This is a genomic window from Algibacter pacificus, from assembly GCF_008033385.1.
Classification (GTDB): Bacteria; Bacteroidota; Bacteroidia; order Flavobacteriales; family Flavobacteriaceae; genus Algibacter; species Algibacter pacificus.
The window spans coordinates 179,268-196,491 of sequence record NZ_VOGY01000003.1 but is presented as its reverse complement, the minus strand read 5'-3'; the positions used below and the strand labels follow the sequence as shown (position 1 = coordinate 196,491).

General features: G+C 34.7%; 16 protein-coding genes. 9 read left to right on the top strand and 7 right to left on the bottom strand.

The genetic code is table 11. The features are described from left to right. Positions 1-111: 111 nt before the first annotated feature. From FQU21_RS06070 to FQU21_RS06055, 4 genes are all read left to right on the top strand, one after another. Complete coding sequence (locus tag FQU21_RS06070) at positions 112-1,110, top strand: beta-ketoacyl-ACP synthase III (RefSeq protein ID WP_147677106.1); 999 nt, start codon at positions 112-114, stop codon at positions 1,108-1,110. Between the two features lie 26 nt (positions 1,111-1,136). Further along, entirely contained in the window at positions 1,137-1,622 is a 486-nt protein-coding gene (gene accB, locus FQU21_RS06065) for an acetyl-CoA carboxylase biotin carboxyl carrier protein (protein WP_147677105.1), read from the top strand. A gap of 93 nt (positions 1,623-1,715) precedes the next feature. Next, positions 1,716-3,068 carry an acetyl-CoA carboxylase biotin carboxylase subunit gene (gene accC, locus FQU21_RS06060; RefSeq protein WP_147677104.1) on the top strand — a complete coding sequence of 451 codons (1,353 nt, stop codon included), beginning with the start codon at positions 1,716-1,718 and terminating at the stop codon, positions 3,066-3,068. 166 nt (positions 3,069-3,234) lie between these two features. Next, positions 3,235-3,702 (top strand): Lrp/AsnC ligand binding domain-containing protein, encoded by a 468-nt coding sequence (locus tag FQU21_RS06055; protein ID WP_147677103.1) that lies wholly within the window; start codon positions 3,235-3,237, stop codon positions 3,700-3,702. A gap of 83 nt (positions 3,703-3,785) precedes the next feature. Here FQU21_RS06055 and FQU21_RS06050 read toward each other — a convergent pair whose 3' ends face one another. After that, positions 3,786-4,898, bottom strand: coding sequence for a formylglycine-generating enzyme family protein (locus FQU21_RS06050; RefSeq protein WP_147677102.1), 1,113 nt, complete (start codon positions 4,896-4,898; stop codon positions 3,786-3,788). 159 nt (positions 4,899-5,057) lie between these two features. Here FQU21_RS06050 and FQU21_RS06045 point away from each other — a divergent pair, with 159 nt between their 5' ends. The 3 genes from FQU21_RS06045 to nadD are packed head-to-tail and all read left to right on the top strand — an operon-like array spanning position 5,058 to position 7,113. Beyond that, complete coding sequence (locus FQU21_RS06045; RefSeq protein ID WP_147677101.1) at positions 5,058-5,915, top strand: YicC/YloC family endoribonuclease; 858 nt, start codon at positions 5,058-5,060, stop codon at positions 5,913-5,915. 16 nt (positions 5,916-5,931) lie between these two features. After that, positions 5,932-6,519 carry a guanylate kinase gene (gmk, locus tag FQU21_RS06040; RefSeq protein WP_147677100.1) on the top strand — a complete coding sequence of 196 codons (588 nt, stop codon included), beginning with the start codon at positions 5,932-5,934 and terminating at the stop codon, positions 6,517-6,519. A gap of 12 nt (positions 6,520-6,531) precedes the next feature. Beyond that, positions 6,532-7,113, top strand: coding sequence for a nicotinate (nicotinamide) nucleotide adenylyltransferase (gene nadD, locus FQU21_RS06035; RefSeq protein ID WP_147677099.1), 582 nt, complete (start codon positions 6,532-6,534; stop codon positions 7,111-7,113). A gap of 137 nt (positions 7,114-7,250) precedes the next feature. Here nadD and FQU21_RS06030 read toward each other — a convergent pair whose 3' ends face one another. After that, positions 7,251-8,195 carry a nicotinic acid mononucleotide adenyltransferase gene (locus FQU21_RS06030; RefSeq protein ID WP_147677098.1) on the bottom strand — a complete coding sequence of 315 codons (945 nt, stop codon included), beginning with the start codon at positions 8,193-8,195 and terminating at the stop codon, positions 7,251-7,253. Between the two features lie 174 nt (positions 8,196-8,369). Here FQU21_RS06030 and FQU21_RS06025 point away from each other — a divergent pair, with 174 nt between their 5' ends. Next, a complete protein-coding gene (locus FQU21_RS06025; protein ID WP_147677097.1) occupies positions 8,370-9,371 on the top strand; it encodes an NAD(P)H-dependent glycerol-3-phosphate dehydrogenase in 1,002 nt (333 codons plus the stop codon). 255 nt (positions 9,372-9,626) lie between these two features. Here the strand turns inward: FQU21_RS06025 and bioB are convergent, their stop codons facing one another. Further along, on the bottom strand, positions 9,627-10,709 hold the full coding sequence (gene bioB / locus FQU21_RS06020; protein WP_147677096.1) for a biotin synthase BioB: 1,083 nt from the start codon (positions 10,707-10,709) through the stop codon (positions 9,627-9,629). 38 nt (positions 10,710-10,747) lie between these two features. Next, positions 10,748-12,568 (bottom strand): TonB-dependent receptor plug domain-containing protein, encoded by a 1,821-nt coding sequence (locus FQU21_RS06015; protein ID WP_147677095.1) that lies wholly within the window; start codon positions 12,566-12,568, stop codon positions 10,748-10,750. A 71-nt stretch (positions 12,569-12,639) separates the two neighbouring features. On the opposite strand from FQU21_RS06015, the gene FQU21_RS06010 reads away from it, so the two are divergent. Further along, entirely contained in the window at positions 12,640-14,139 is a 1,500-nt protein-coding gene (locus tag FQU21_RS06010; protein WP_147677094.1) for an aminotransferase-like domain-containing protein, read from the top strand. A gap of 68 nt (positions 14,140-14,207) precedes the next feature. Here the strand turns inward: FQU21_RS06010 and FQU21_RS06005 are convergent, their stop codons facing one another. The 3 genes from FQU21_RS06005 to FQU21_RS05995 all read right to left on the bottom strand — a co-directional run bounded on the left by FQU21_RS06005 (position 14,208) and on the right by FQU21_RS05995 (position 16,955). Continuing rightward, a complete protein-coding gene (locus FQU21_RS06005) occupies positions 14,208-14,633 on the bottom strand; it encodes a putative signal transducing protein (RefSeq protein ID WP_147677093.1) in 426 nt (141 codons plus the stop codon). Positions 14,634-14,951: 318 nt separating this feature from the next. Then, positions 14,952-16,382 (bottom strand): flotillin family protein, encoded by a 1,431-nt coding sequence (locus FQU21_RS06000; protein WP_147677092.1) that lies wholly within the window; start codon positions 16,380-16,382, stop codon positions 14,952-14,954. A gap of 3 nt (positions 16,383-16,385) precedes the next feature. Then, positions 16,386-16,955, bottom strand: a complete 570-nt coding sequence (locus FQU21_RS05995) for a hypothetical protein (protein WP_147677091.1) — start codon at positions 16,953-16,955, stop codon at positions 16,386-16,388. Between the last annotated feature and the right edge of the window lie 269 nt (positions 16,956-17,224).

Sequence of the window (17,224 nt, the reverse complement as noted above, 5' to 3'; positions counted from 1 at the left end):
GCAAAAAAACGTAAATTGCGTAAAATTCCACTCAATTTTAGTGGTTTCAACACAATGTTGATCGTTTTTGTTCAATTTTAATGATTTTTCAGTCAAACCAACTAAAAAGTTATGAGTAAAATCTCTGCAGCCATAACCGCTGTTGGCGCTTATGTGCCAGAATACGTATTAACCAACCAAATCCTTGAGACCATGGTTGATACAAACGATGAATGGATTACCACTAGAACAGGAATAAAAGAACGTCGTATCCTTAAAGACGATGGCAAAGGCACATCATACCTAGCAATAAAAGCTGCGCAAGACCTCATCAATAAAAAAGGCATTGATCCAAAAGACATAGAACTCGTTATTGTTGCAACAGCAACACCAGATATGAAAGCAGCCTCAACCGCATCATTTACAGCATCAGAAATTGGAGCAATAAATGCTTTTTCTTTCGACATGGATGCAGCATGCTCTAGTTTTTTATTCGGAATGTCTGTTGCCGCTAGTTATATTGAATCTGGTCGTTATAAAAACGTTTTATTAATTGGAGCCGATAAAATGTCTTCAATTATTAATTATAAAGATAGAGCAACCTGTATAATTTTTGGAGATGGAGCTGGAGCCGTTCTTTTCGAGTCGAATGAAGAAAATTTAGGACTTCAAGACGAATATTTAAGAAGTGATGGCACCGGTCGTGAGTTTTTGCAAGCTACCTATGGGGGATCATCATACGCTTTAACCAAAGAAATTATGGAACAAGGCGGACAGTATGCTTTTCAAGAAGGGCGAACTGTTTTTAAAAATGCTGTTTTTAATATGGCCGATGCTGCAGAAAAAATTCTAAAAAGAAACAACCTTGATAAAGATACTGTAGATTGGTTAGCTGCACATCAAGCTAATAAACGTATTATTGATGCCACAGCCAACCGTATGAATTTACCTCCCGAAAAGGTTATGATTAACATAGAAAAATATGGAAACACCACATCAGCAACGTTACCATTACTAATAAACGATTATGAATCCCAACTAAAAAAGGGAGATAATGTTATCTTTGCTGCCTTTGGCGGTGGATTTAATTGGGGATCTATTTATTTAAAATGGGCATATAATTCAAAGTAACCACCAATCTTAAAAAATTTAAAATTATGGATATAAAAGAGATTCAAAACTTAATCAAATTTGTTGCAAAATCTGGAGCAAGCGAGGTTAAACTAGAAATGGATGATATTAAAATCACCATTAGAACAGGCTCAGAGTCCGATACTACTATCGTACACCAAGTACCTGCGGCTCACCAAATACCACAAATAGCACAACCGGTAGCAGCGCCTGTACAAACCGAAGCCGCAGCGCCTGTAGCAGCAGCTCCTGCTGCAGACGATAATTCAAAATATATCACCATTAAGTCTCCAATTATTGGTACCTTCTACAGAAAACCATCACCAGACAAACCATTATTTGTTGAAGTTGGACAAACCATTGCAGAAGGTGATGTACTTTGTATCATAGAAGCCATGAAACTTTTCAATGAAATTGAATCTGAAGTTTCAGGAAAAATTGTTAAAATATTAGTAGACGATTCTTCTCCGGTAGAATTTGACCAACCATTATTTCTGGTTGATCCATCTTAATTTAAAGTTTAAAGTTTAAAGTCTATAGTTTAGCTCAACATACTAAACTTATACTCTAATAAACCATAAACTCTTAAACTCATAAAGAAAGATATGTTTAAAAAAATATTAATAGCAAATAGAGGTGAAATAGCGCTACGTGTTATTAGAACCTGTAAAGAAATGGGCATAAAAACAGTAGCTGTTTACTCTACTGCTGATGCTGAGAGTTTGCATGTAAAATTTGCTGATGAAGCCGTGTGCATTGGCCCGCCATCAAGTAGCGAATCTTACCTAAAAATGTCTAATATTATATCTGCAGCAGAAATTACAAATGCAGATGCCATACACCCAGGATACGGTTTCTTATCAGAAAACGCAAAGTTTTCTAAAATATGTGAAGAACACGGTATTAAATTTATCGGTGCATCACCAGAGATGATCGATAGAATGGGAGACAAAGCAAACGCCAAAGAAACCATGAAAGCGGCCGGTGTACCTTGTGTACCAGGAAGTGATGGTGTTATTGAAACCTTTGAAGATTGTAAGCGTATTGCCGAAGAAACAGGATACCCTGTAATGCTTAAAGCCTCTGCTGGAGGTGGCGGTAAAGGTATGCGAGGTGTTTTTAAACCGGAAGATTTAAAAGATGCCTGGGATTCTGCTAGACAAGAATCTAAAGCAGCCTTTGGAAACGATGATATGTACATGGAAAAACTTATCGTTGAACCACGCCATATTGAAATCCAAATTGTTGGAGATTCAAATGGTAAAGCTTGCCATCTATCTGAAAGAGATTGTTCTATACAACGACGTCACCAAAAACTAACAGAAGAGGTACCATCGCCTTTTATGACAACCGCATTACGTAAAAAAATGGGAGAGGCTGCAGTAAGAGCTGCCGAATTCATTAAATACGAAGGAGCAGGAACCATTGAATTCTTGGTTGACAAAGACCGTAACTTCTACTTTATGGAAATGAACACCCGCATACAAGTAGAACACCCTATTACAGAGCAAGTAATCGATTTCGATTTAATACGAGAACAAATTTTAGTAGCAGCAGGTATACCAATTTCTGGTAAAAACTACATACCTAAATTACACTCTATAGAATGTCGGATTAACGCAGAAGACCCTTTTAATGGCTTTAGACCTTCGCCAGGTGTCATTACAACTTTACATGCTCCAGGTGGTCATGGGGTGCGTTTAGATACTCACGTTTATGCTGGTTATGCCATTCCTCCAAACTACGATTCTATGATCGCTAAGTTAATTACAACAGCTCAAACTAGAGAGGAAGCCATTAGTAAAATGAAACGTGCATTAGACGAATTTGTTATTGAAGGTATTAAAACAACTATCCCGTTCCATAGACAACTAATGGATAACCCAGATTATTTATCTGGTAATTATACCACAAAATTTATGGAAGATTTTGTTATAGATAAACAAATTGAAGAATAAATTAAAAAAAAACTCCGAAATGTATTTTCGGAGTTTTTTTTTATATCGTTATTTATTCAAATATGAAATAACAATTAAATTCTAGCCCATTGTAACCAAAAACACATAAATTACTTATTTTTAAAACTAAATTAGTATTTTTACCTTTTAAACCGAAATAAAACTAATGAAACCAAAAACTAAAATAAGCATTGACGGTATTGATAAAAAAATACTTAGAACATTAATGGAAGACGCTAGAATTCCTATTTTGGAAATTGCAAGAAACGTAGATATTTCTGGAGCCGCTATCCACCAACGTTTACGAAAACTGGAAAAATCGGGAATTATCTCAGGATCAAAATTTGTAATAAACCCAAAAATGCTAGGATATGAAACCGTTGCTTTTATAGGAGTCTATTTGGATAAAGCCATCCAAAATCCAGAAGCTATAAAACAATTAAAAAAAGTGCCCGAAGTTTTAGAATGTCATTATACAACAGGCAACTGGAATGTATTAATTAAAATTCTATGTAAAGATAATGCGCATTTAATGCACTTACTTAATAATGAGATACAAACCATTTCTGGTGTGTCCCGTACAGAAACTTTTATTTCTTTAGACCAACAAATAGATAGACAAATTTCTATTTAAATAAAACTATAATATTTTATTCTAATAAAGAAATCATAAATAAATAACATATATTTATTTATGATTTTTTTATTAATCTAGTATTACTTCCCTAACATATCGACAGTAGCTACCGTTCTAAAGCCAACATGCTCCGCCGAAGAATCTAAACTAGTTCCCATACGCGATGATATTCTATAACTTGCACAATACGAATCGCTGCATAAAAACGAACCTCCCTTAATTACTTTTTCTTGTATATAAGGATTATTAGGATTATAAGCTTTATCTGCTCCTTGAGGGTTTACAGCCGTAGTATTTGCTGCCGCTAGTTCATGATAATAATTCAAATTATACCAGTCACTAGTCATCTCCCAAACATTTCCAGCCATATCGTATAAACCAAAATTATTTGACGGATATGATTTTACAGGGGCCGTACGCTCAAACCCATCTTCTAAAGTATTGTTCACAGGAAACTCTCCTTCCCAACTATTCGCTTGTTTTGATAATACCGAACGATCATCACCCCAAAAATAAGTTGTATTTTCTTGGTTTCCTCTTGCTGCAAATTCCCATTCAGCTTCGGTAGGTAACCGTCGACCAGCCCACGCACAGTAAGCTTGCGCATCTTCATAACACACATGAACTACTGGATGGTTATCTTTTCCGTTAATGCTACTATCTGGTCCACTTGGATGTTTCCAATTTGTTCCAATAGACCAACGCCACCACTGCGAAAAATCATATAAATTAGGAACGGAAGCTTTTGTTTTCTTAAACATTAAAGAGCCTGGTTGCAAAATAGAATCGTGTGGTTTTGGTGTGCCTTCCGGAAGTTGTTTTTTCATCTCTTCCCAATCAATTTCACGTTCCGCTATTGTAACATAACCTGTAGCGTTTACAAACTCGGCAAACTTAGCATTCGTTACTTCTGTAATATCCATAAAAAATCCATCCACCGATACAGGGTGCTGTGGTTTTTCGTGGTCCATAGCTATTTGATCTTGTGGAACAGCTCCTTGTAAAAAAGCCCCTCCAGGAATCCAAACCATACCTTTTGGCGGATTATTTATTAGACTATCCTTTGCAGCTTTTTTGGCAATTATAGCTTCGGTCTTGGCCGAAACCTCAATTGTTTCATTAGCTTTCTCTTTACACCCAAAAAAAACAGCAACAGTTAATAGCGTTAAAAAAGAACCTATGTTAAATTTCATTAAAGTTGGTTTTATATTATTTAAGAACGGTAAAAATATTGATAATAAATTCAATAATTCGCCAAGATTATATTAAAAGAATTCAATTTAACATTTTAAAAAACGGTTTTCTATCCATTTGGTTTTAATTACCTTTGCGCAACTTATATAATTTGGTCTATGATTTATTCAATGACAGGTTACGGAAAATCTGTATTACAATTACCTACGAAAAAAATAACAATTGAACTAAAATCTTTAAATAGTAAAAGTTTAGATTTAAACGCGAGAATGCCTGCTATTTATAGAGAAAAAGAACTTTCTATTAGAAAACTTCTAGCCGATAAACTGGTGCGTGGTAAAGTAGATTTTTCTATTTACATTGAAGCTACTGCAGAAGATACATCTACACAAATTAACACGCCAGTTGTTAAACAATATATGGAGCAGTTACGCCATGTTGTTGATGGAAACGAATTGGAATTATTAAAAATGGCTGTTAAATTTCCCGATGCACTAAACACCGTTCGCGAAGAAATTGACGAAAACGAATGGGCCACCATTACCAACGAAATTAATACCGCAGTTGCCGATTTAAATAGCTATAGATTAAACGAAGGTAAAGTACTGGAACAAGACTTTATTAATCGCGTAAATTCTATTGATAGCATTTTAGAACAGGTTATCCAAATGGATCCAGAACGTGTTGAAGGTGTTCGCGAACGTTTACACAAAGGTGTTGCCGAACTTAAAGAAAAATACGATGAAAATCGTTTTGAACAAGAATTAGTATATTACATTGAAAAATTTGATATTACTGAAGAAAAGGTAAGACTAAAAAACCACCTAAATTATTTTATTGAATCGATAAATTCGGAAGAATCTAACGGTAAAAAATTAGGTTTTATTAGTCAAGAAATGGGACGAGAAATAAATACCATTGGTTCTAAAAGTAATTATGCGCCTATGCAACAATTAGTCGTGCAAATGAAAGATGAATTAGAAAAAATTAAGGAACAATTATTAAACGTACTTTAAAAAACTATCATTCGTTATGGCAGCAACAAACAAAAAACAAGGGAAACTTATTGTGTTTTCTGCACCTTCGGGATCTGGAAAAACAACCATAGTAAGGCACTTATTGGGTCTAGATAAATTAAACTTAGAATTTTCTATTTCGGCAACGTCCAGAGAAAGTCGCGGTAACGAAATTGATGGCACCGATTACTATTTTCTTTCCGCTAGCGATTTTAAATCTAAAATTAAAAACGATGAGTTTTTAGAATGGGAAGAAGTCTATCGTGATAATTTCTACGGAACTTTAAAAACTGAAGTAGAACGCATTTGGGCCAAAGGTAAAAATGTAATTTTTGATATTGATGTTTCTGGAGGATTACGAATTAAACGCAAATTCCCCGATGAAACCCTCGCTATTTTTGTTAAGCCACCAAGCATAGACGCCCTTAAAATTAGACTTAAAAAACGTAAAACAGAAAGTGAAGACAAAATAAATATGCGTGTAGCAAAAGCATCTGCCGAGCTAGCTACAGCTCCCCTTTTTGATGTTATTGTAGTCAATGATACTTTAGAACATGCCCTAGAAGAAGCAGAAACTTTAGTAAGTAACTTTGTAAATTCTTAAAACAAACTATCAATGAAAATTGGATTGTATTTTGGGTCCTTTAACCCAGTGCATGTTGGCCATTTGGTTATTGCAAACCACATGGCAGAACATAGCGATTTAGATCAAGTTTGGTTTGTAGTTACGCCACACAATCCATTTAAAAAAAAGACATCTTTACTCGATAATTACCAACGACTAGAGCTTGTATACCTAGCTACTAAAGATTACGACAAGCTTAGCGTAAGTAATATTGAATTTAATTTACCTCAACCAAGCTACACCATAAACACCCTTGTCCATATTCAAGAAAAACATCCAAATCATGAGTTTTCATTAATTATGGGGGAGGATAATTTAAATCACTTCCATAAATGGAAAAACAGCGATGTTATTCTAGAAAACCATGAAATTTATGTGTACCCACGTCTTTCAAAAAACAAAGTAGAAGACACGCCTTTTACTGGTCACCCAAAAATTCATGTGATTAACGCTCCAATCATGGAATTATCATCCACATTTATTAGAAACTGTATAAAAACAGGAAAAAATGTAAAACCCATGTTACCAGAAAACGTTTGGGACTATATAGATAAAATGAATTTTTACCGCTAATAAAATAAAAAAAGCCAACCTGAAACAGTTGGCTTTTTTGCTTATAACAAAACCTTTGTAGCTAATTTTAATCTAAAACAAGAAAACGTAATACTTATCCTAAATACATTTTATCAGGATCTGTAAGCATAAACTTATTAGCTTCTTTTACTTTCTCTTGGGTTCTCAACACGTTCGCTTTTAAACTTTCGCATTTTATCAACTTCTATATTGGTTGTTTCACCTTTAGAATTATCTTCTTTTAAATATTGAATATAGCCACGCCCTTCAAATTGATATACGGTTCCAGATGCTGCGTGATACAATTCTATTTTACCATCGTTAATTACACTTAGTTCAAATTGTTCATTTTCAAAATAATCGTAATCTAAAGTTAAGATCTTCAAATACATATCGTTAGTAACATTGCCCACACCGTAAAGCCCAGTATAATCCCAATATAAATGGTTTACATTTTTACCAGTATCATCTTGAGAACTTTTAAATTCCGAATCGTTTCCACCAGCTAAAAACTGTAAATAGTTTTCATTATCAAACTCGTTTATAGCACCATAATTACTAGTATATACTTTTTCCCAAGCATTATACTCTTGCAAGAAATAATGAATATTATCATAAAATACAAAATCGTAATCAAAATTATTACGTTGGTACCCATCTAAAAAGTACGAGGTATCATTATTCGGGTTGTACAATTCAATGGTATTGTTATCAATTCTATAAACATCAAAAGTTTCAAAACCATCTACATCATGGGTTACATCCAAAATCATATCATATGCATCATAACTAGCCACATCAATACCGTAACCATTGCCGGTATCACCAATACCAACAATGTTATTATTTGCATACATCACACCATTTATAAACGAAATAGTAAAGGCTTTTTGCAAAAATGGGGTTTCTCCATAACCTTTAGTTGCATTAATATCCACATACCATAATTCGTAAGCATTAAGCAATTGATTTACCGATATTGTAGGTTCATCGATATAATCGTCCACAATAACTTCAGTATAACAAGACGTAAAAAGTGTTGCAAGTAGCGCAAAGCTCGAAAGTAATTTTATAGTTTTCATATCATTATGTTTTAGTAAAAATGTCTCATGTTTTCAATGGTAAAACAATCATTTTTAGTGTTTCTATAAAATACATTCCAAAACGCGTGCCAAAAAAAATTTTCATTCTAGTTTATCCTTCTATCTAAGATTAAAATTTTCCGTATTTTTGACCCCATAAATCGAATCAACCTCATGGATAAACCTTTAAAATATGCGGTTTTTGGCGCAGGAAGTTGGGCTACAGCCATTGTAAAAATGCTTAGCGAAAATCTTGACGAAATAGGCTGGTATATGCGCAGTGTTTACACAAAAGAGCATTTAATACGCGAACAACATAACCCTAATTATTTAAGTTCGGTAGAGTTTCGCTTAGACCAACTTAAACTAAGTAACGACATCAACGAAATGGCAGAATATGCCGATGTTCTCATTTTTGTAATTCCCTCCGCCTTTATACACAGCGAACTAGAAAAACTTAATATTAACATAGAAAACAAAACCATAGTTTCTGCCGTAAAAGGCATTATGCCCGAAACTGGATTATTAGTTGGCCAGCATTTTCACGATACCTACAAAGTACCCTACGATAATATCGCAATAATTGCAGGCCCATGCCACGCCGAGGAAGTAGCTTTAGAGCGCCTTTCATACTTAACCATTTCCTGTTCCAACCAAGTAAAAGCTAAACATATTGCTAATAATTTATCATCCGATTATATAAAAACAACTACTAGCGACGATATTATTGGTATAGAATACGCTGTAATGCTTAAAAATATTTACGCCATAGCAGCCGGAATAGCGCATGGTTTGGGATATGGCGATAATTTCCAAAGTGTACTAATGAGTAATTCCATTCGCGAAATGAAACGTTTCATTAAAAAAATGCATAAAATGAAACGCAACATCAATAACTCGGCTTATTTAGGCGATTTGCTAGTAACCGGCTACTCCGTATTTTCCCGAAACCGCATGTTTGGAAACATGATTGGCAAGGGCTACACCGTAAAATCGGCACAAATGGAAATGAGCATGGTGGCCGAAGGCTATTACGCCACAAAATCGGCACATTTACTAAACTCCAAAAACACTAAAAAAACGCAATTACCCATAATAAATGCCGTTTACGAAATACTATACGAAAATAAAAACCCTAAAAAAGTATTTAAAAAATTAACCGATAAGTTAGATTAAAATACCAATTTGGGCGTTCCCCAAAAAAGGGTCGGGCTTTCCGCTATATCTTTTTTATAGAAAAGGTATTTCGATACCCAAAAGAACTAGCTTTAAAACAAAGGTTATTTTTGTTAAAAAATTTAAAGACTAAGTATAAAAAAGGATGCCGCATCAATCCCTAACGCAAAAGTCCGCTAACCATAGTTTTAAACTGTTGTTAGCGGACTTTTCTATATAAAGCTAAGCTACCAAAAACTGATTTTATTAAGCTATTTACCCCTTTTTATTAGCCCTTTCATTCCGTTCAATTTTATGAGTTGGTCGCGTCCATTTTGGTTTTTCACCTAAAGATTTAAATTGAGAGGCTTGAGCTTCCACCGTTTGTGGCTGGTCTTTTTTTGTAAAAGGTTTTTGCAAATTCAACCCTAATAATTCAAACATTTCTATATCCTCATTTACATCAGGATTTGGAGTAGTTAATAATTTATCCCCAGCAAAAACAGAATTCGCACCAGCAAAAAAGCACATCGCCTGCCCTTCCCTACTCATTTGAGTCCTACCCGCACTTAAACGAATCTGTGTTTTCGGCATAACAATTCTTGTTGTTGCTACCATTCTAATCATGTCCCAAATAGAAACTGGTTTCTCATCTTCAAGAGGTGTGCCTTCAACAGCAACAAGCGCATTAATTGGTGTCGATTCTGGCTGTGGATTTAATGTAGAAAGCGCAACTAGCATACCGGCACGATCTTCAATATTTTCACCCATACCTATAATACCACCACTACAAACCGTTACATTAGTTTTACGTACATTAGCAATAGTATCCAATCGATCTTGGTAACCACGTGTAGAAATAATTTTTTTATAATACGCTTCCGAAGCATCCAAATTATGGTTATACGCATATAAACCAGCCTCTGCTAAACGTTGTGCTTGGTTTTCGGTAATCATACCTAAAGTACAGCAAACCTCCATATCGAGCTTATTAATGGTGCGTACCATTTCTAAAACGGCATCAAATTCTACACCATCTTTTACATTTCGCCATGCAGCCCCCATACAAACACGAGAACTTCCACGGGCCTTAGCCCGTAAAGCTTGTGCTTTTACTTGTTGCACAGACATTAAATCGTTGCCTTCAATATTGGTATGGTATCGTGCCGCTTGTGGACAATACCCGCAATCTTCACTACAACCACCTGTTTTAATAGAAAGCAAGGTTGATACTTGCACCACATTAGGATCGTGATTTAAACGGTGTACAATTGCTGCTTCGTAAAGCAACTCCATTAATGGCTTATTGTATATACCTAGAATATCTTCCTTTGTCCAGTTATGCTTTGTACCGCTCATAGCTTCCTCTTTTTTTCTCTATTACAGAAAATGCCCAATTAATTTAAACTATACCTCAACCCAAATAATATATTACTTGGAGGCATGGGCACATAGCCTGTTTCAATATAATCGGCATTAAAAATATTACTCGCTGTAATAGTAAATTCTAGTTGTTTTAAGTTTACGCCAACCGAAGCATCCCAAACATTATAAGTATCTCCAGTGGTGCGCTGTGCATGTTTGTAAATAATATTCTGACTCACATTTTTAAAAAATTGCGTACTTAAACGTGTTGTAAAATGATGCTTTAAGGTATTTAAAGAATAGCGCGATAATTCTTTATTCTGATTTAAAATGTCATCCTCTAAAAAATTATAACCCACAGCCAATGTTTGATTAAACGTATTTAGTTTGAAATTATAAGCGGCATCAACCTCAACACCCTTAGTGTTTACATCTGTAATATTGGTTGCTGTATAAACAGTTTCCGTAGTATTCGGACGAATAAAATCAATTAAATTTTGTGCATCTCTATTATAAATTGCCACAGAACCAGAAAATCTTGGTGAAAAATATTTAATTCCAATTTCTTGAGCAAAGGCTTCTTCAACTTCCAAATCGGGATTACCAGCAGTATCTGGACTGGTATAAAATAAATCGGTATAAGTAGGGACTCTGTAAGTGTACCCTATATTTCCATAAGCTTTTAAAGCATCGCTTATTTTGTAGCCAACATCTAAACCTGGAAAAGCATAAAAATCGAAATCGGAATAATACGTCACGGCAACTCCCGGTGTAATATCTAGCTTGTCATTAAAAATCTTAAATCTATGTTCCAGAAATAGAGTCGTCATAAATCTATTACGGCTTCCTAAATTGTTACTCTCAAGATAAATTTTAGACAAATCGACACCAAAACCTGTAATTCCAGCACTAGACGTATAACTCCCATTAAGTTCTGCTCCAATCTTATTAGAAATGTGTAGGTTTCTATATCCGGTAGGATTACTTCTTGTGTAAAGAAATTCCCCTTGGTTTCGTCTCCAATACACTTTTGGTTTAAGTGTTAATTTTTCTCCTTTAAATTCTGTAGAAAAACCAATTAAACTGTTTTGTGTTGCTACATATTGATCTACTGCACTTGCTCTTGCATAAAAACCATTGGCCCCTAACTTTCTATCTTGAAACGATGTAATCATTTCAATGGCTTGTTTATTTTTATTAAAAATACTTTTTATAAAATAACTGCTATTATCATAATCTGTATTGTATCGGTAACCCGATGAAGTCACTTTTTCAATATGTACAAGGTGCGACGAGTTTTCTAAATCTGTACCAATAGTAACCCCACCATTTAACTGTCCGAAGGAACCCGTTTCAGCTTTAATAGTAATCTTATTCTTTAGGTCTTTTTTAGTCACAATATTAATAGCACCAGTAAAAGCATTTTGCCCAAATACACGTGCGGCAGGACCTTTAATTATTTCAATACGCTCAATAACTTCTATGGGTAAAGCGGCATTCATGGTGTGGTGACCCGTTTGCGCATCGTCCATTTTAATGCCATCAATTAAAAGTAATGTTTGGTCGAAACCGCCTCCTCTAATATATAAATCGGCTTGACCTCCAGCAGTTCCTCGACGTCTAATATCGACACCTGCAACTTGTTGCAGTAAATCGGCTATATTGTTAGCGGCACTATTTTTAATAGCTTCAGATGAAATAATATTTATAGTCCTTGAATTTTCTTTAAAAGGAAGATCTATTCTTGTGGACGTAACAACTATAGTGTCTAAATCCTGTTTTTGCTGCTCTTGTTGTGCATGAGACATAAATGCACATAAAATAAATGCAGTTAAAGCGTATGTAGTTTTCATAAAATGATTTGTTTATAACACTGCAAAAGTCGTAACTTTCCGGACGAGTAACATAGTCCAGTTTTAAAACAATGAATAGTCCGGTTAGAAATCTATTAAAACAGTTAATTCATTTTGATAAAAACACGTCGCAACCCGTATATATTCAAATATCCCAGCAAATAATAAATGCCATTCAACGGGGCTATTTATCTATGGGTGCTGTGTTGCCTGGAAGTCGGGTTTTAAGTCAAACCTTAAAAATCCATAGAAATACGGTTGTCGCTGTTTACGATGAATTAGCCTCTCAAGGTTGGGTAGAAATAATCCCCAATAAAGGAACCTTTATTTTGGTTCCAGAGCAAACCACAGCGACTATTAAAGCCACGGCTCACCAAATAGATCAGGTGTATGAATATCCTAAAATTACAGGGTTTCCCTTTCAATCGTCGTTCAATTTAGCATCTACACTGCAAACCTCAACGGCAAAATATAGTATAAATGAAGGCAATCCCGACTTAAGATTGCACCCCGTACATGAGTTTTCTAAATGGTATAGTGCCGCCATGAAACGAAAATCACTAATTTCAAAATGGGACAAAACAACACCGTTATTAGGTTCAAAATTTGAAACTCAACTCTCTAATTATCTAAATGCCACCAGAGGGTTTCATATAAAACCAAGCAACCTAATAAGTACGCGAAGTACAGAAATGAGTTTATATATTGTTTCTCGGCTTTTAATACAACCAAACGACGTGGTTTTGGTTGGACATTTAAGCAATTATGCCGCCAACATGATATTTCAGCAAGCCGGTGCTAGCATTAAAACGATTCCTGTGGACGAAAATGGCTTAGATATAGATTATATACAAACCCATTTTATAAAAGGCAGTATTCGCTGTGTGTATGTTTGTGCACATCGGCATTACCCAACAACTGCAACGTTAAATGCAGAACGTCGCCTAAAATTATTAGAATTAGCCAAAACATTTAAATTTGCTATTATTGAAGATGATTACGATTACGATTTTCAATATAAAGGCTCAGCCATGTTACCTATGGCTAGTGCCGACGCCCATGGTGTTGTGGTTTATTTAGGAAAATTAGGGCAATCGCTATTTCCAAGTTTCCAAACCGGATTTGTTGTGGCTCCCGAAAGTTTAATTTCTGAAGCTAAAAACTACCTGCAATTATTAGATAAACAAGGTGACGTAATACAAGAACAAATCCTTGCTGAGCTCATTTATGAAGGTGAAATATACCGTCTCATTAAAAAAAACATCATCCTGTATAAGCAACGTTGCAATTGTTTATGTCAATATTTAACAACCTATTTTGAAGATATTATTAATTGGAAAAAACCATCGGGAGGGTTAGCCATTTGGTTGCAGTTTAAGCAAAATATATCACTGGTTAAATTAGCCGAAGAAGCCGAAAACCACAACCTTTTTCTTCCAAAAACAATACTTTATCAAGACAGAGATACTTGTGCTATTCGTTTTGGTTTTGGGCATTTAAATGAAGAAGAAATTAAAAGCGCCATTAAAAATTTAAAAAAGGCTTATACTGTTGTGGCTTTGGGTACTTAAAACGATAACAAGCGCAGCATGACACTTGACTAATACATTGATTGTAATATTTATTTAAATTTATCCTTTCATTTTATATCAAATTCCGTTTTACAATCCTCACACCTATATTTATGCTTGGTGTAAATAGGCAATGCCGTTGTGACAATATTAACTATGAAGGCAAAAATAAAAGCAAAAAGAGCTTTAGCATCCTTTATTGTAGAATACAGTTCCACTTTTTCACTTTTGCAATTTGGGCAATGTATAGCGTGGCCTTCATTATCTAAAGAGAATTTGTTTATCGAATTTAAAATAGCTTTTGCTTCTTCTGCTTGATACGATAAGACTTTTAGTTTTACCCCACCAATAGCATTGCTAACCAAAGGATCTGTATCAATAGTAAGGTTATCCGATAGAAAAACTGTAATACCATCGGCTTCCAAACGTCCTTTTATAATTTGTGCTTCGGCAGAATACTGAAATCTGGCTATGGTTTTAAAAGTGTCTCTCATTTTAATAATTATTTAAGATAAAAAAGTTTTTACGTCTAACATATTATAAGATACAACTTATAAATTTAACTTTAAAACCAACGTTTATATCCTGAACCGATACCACTGTAACATCATTTTTAGGATAATTGAAGCTATCAATAACTCATAAAAAAAAGCCCAAAATTAAAACAAACATTTGGGCTTTTAGTTTAAACTATATGTGCTTCAACAAGCTCAGTAAGGCATTTCATGGGTTGTATTCTTATCTATTATTTCATTCAAAAAAACCATTAAAACTATCCATGTCAGTCTGAGCTTATTGAAAACGATCTTTAATTATTTCTCACTAGTATCAGAAGTATCATTTTTTTCAGAAACCACCTCAGCAGCTTCAGTAACATTTTTCCCCTTTAAATACTCTGGCAATTGCATTCCAGCCATATCGAACATTTCTTGCAACGGCGGCACCGATTTGTACATTCCCGATAGGAAATTAGCTGTAGACGATTTTCCATCTTTTCCGCCACCATTTTCCCAAACCGTAACCTTATCAATTTTAATATTTTTAATCGCTTCAGATTGCATTTTCACCAGTTCTGGTAATTTATCAGCAACTAAAAGCAACACGGCATCTTTAGAATTATTTCCAGCAGCTTTCACAATTTGTTCCAAACCTGCTGCTTGTTTTGTTAATACTTCATATAAACCTTGTGCCTCGGCTTGTGCTTTAAAAAGAATAGCATCGGCTTCACCTTTTGCACGTCTTCTTATTTTTTCAGCTTCCGCTTCAGCATCAATTTCAACTTTCTTTTTATCAATTTCGGCAGGCACAATAATATCGGCCATTTGAGACGAACGCTCACGCTCTGCTCTTGCTGTTTCCGCTAATTGCTCCGCAGCATAAGATTCTTCTAAAGCTTTTGCACTTTGTACCTTTTCTGATGCATTAGCAACACGTTCTGCTTCTGCTTCACGTTGACGACGTAAAGAATCGGAATTAGCAACAGCAATTTTAGCGGTATTTTCACCCTCAACTGCTTGCGCATTGGCAGCAGCAACCTGAGTTCTTTCATCTTGTACCGCATTAGCCTCACCAATAGAACCGTCTCTGTTTTTTTCTGCAACCGATTTACGTGCGGCATTTATAGCGTGCGCTGCAGCTTCTTTACCTAAAGCTTCAATATATCCAGACTCGTCAACAATATCCGTAATATTTACGTTTATCAATTTTAAACCTACTTTCTTTAATTCTGTTTCTACAGATTGCGAAATATTTGTTAAAAACTTATCACGGTCATTATTAATTTCTTCAATATCCATAGAAGCCACCACTAAACGCAACTGACCGAATATGATTTCTTTTGCCAACTCTTGAATATCTGGCAATCCTAAGCCAAGTAAGCGTTCTGCGGCATTTTGCATAACACCAGGTTCTGTAGATACCCCAATAGTAAATCGAGACGGTACATTAACACGAATATTTTGTTTAGACAATGCATTTACTAAATTAACCTCAATAGACATGGGAGTTAAATCTAGAAACTCGTAATCTTGAATTACAGGAAGAATAAAAGCCGCTCCTCCATGAATACATCTGGCTGATTGTCCTCCACCAACTTTACCATAAACCACCAAAATACGATCTGACGGACAACGTTTGTAGCGCCTAATTAATACGATAAAAAATAAAAAGACGAATAAAATGGCTGCAATTACAGCAATTGGTAAACCTAATTGAAGGTTCTCCTGTACAAATAGTGATAGCATATGTTATTTATTTAGTTGTTCTACAATTAATATTCCGTTTGAGGTAACCTCTTTTACCGATATTACTGAACCAGATTTAAGATCTGTTTCCGAATCGGTTAAAGCTTCTAATTCTCTTAAAGCCCCTTGCACTCTAACTTGAGCCTTGCCTATAGTTGAGCGTTTAGCACCAATAGTTAAGTAAACCTCTCCAACACTACCAATAGCATTTTTCATTTTTAAAGTGCCGCTATGGTTTAGTTTTTGCATAAAATAAAACATGGCAGCCATAATAGCCATCATAATTAAACCGCATATAATGGAAACAATAATGGTTATTGGTTTGGAAAAACCTGCATCAATACAAGCAATACCACTCCAACCGAAAAGCGTAAAAAATCCAACAAGGTTTTTAAAGGTTATAAATTGAAACCCAATACCTGTATCGGCTTCAATTTCAGCATCGGTATCCAAATCTCCCGAATCGCCACCTAAAAATGTTGTGATAATGGTAATAAAAAAAACAAACGATCCAATTAACGATATACCCCAGTAAATTTGCTGGAAAAACGTTAAACTTGAAAACCACTCCATAGTTTTAGATTTAAAAAATTAATAAATAATTTGATTTAAAAGTAAGACCTTTTTTACGATCGAACAATTTATTTTGAAAGTAAATAAAACCATATTTATACCAAATCGCTATATAGTAACAATATGCTTTGTAACCTGTTAGTAGTTATTTTAAACGATTTGTTACAATCTATTTTTTAGATTGTTCGTGTTATTTTTTTACAGAAACTAAAACAGACATACGGTTTATATCCATTAATATGAAAAGCTTTATCATTATTTTGATAAAT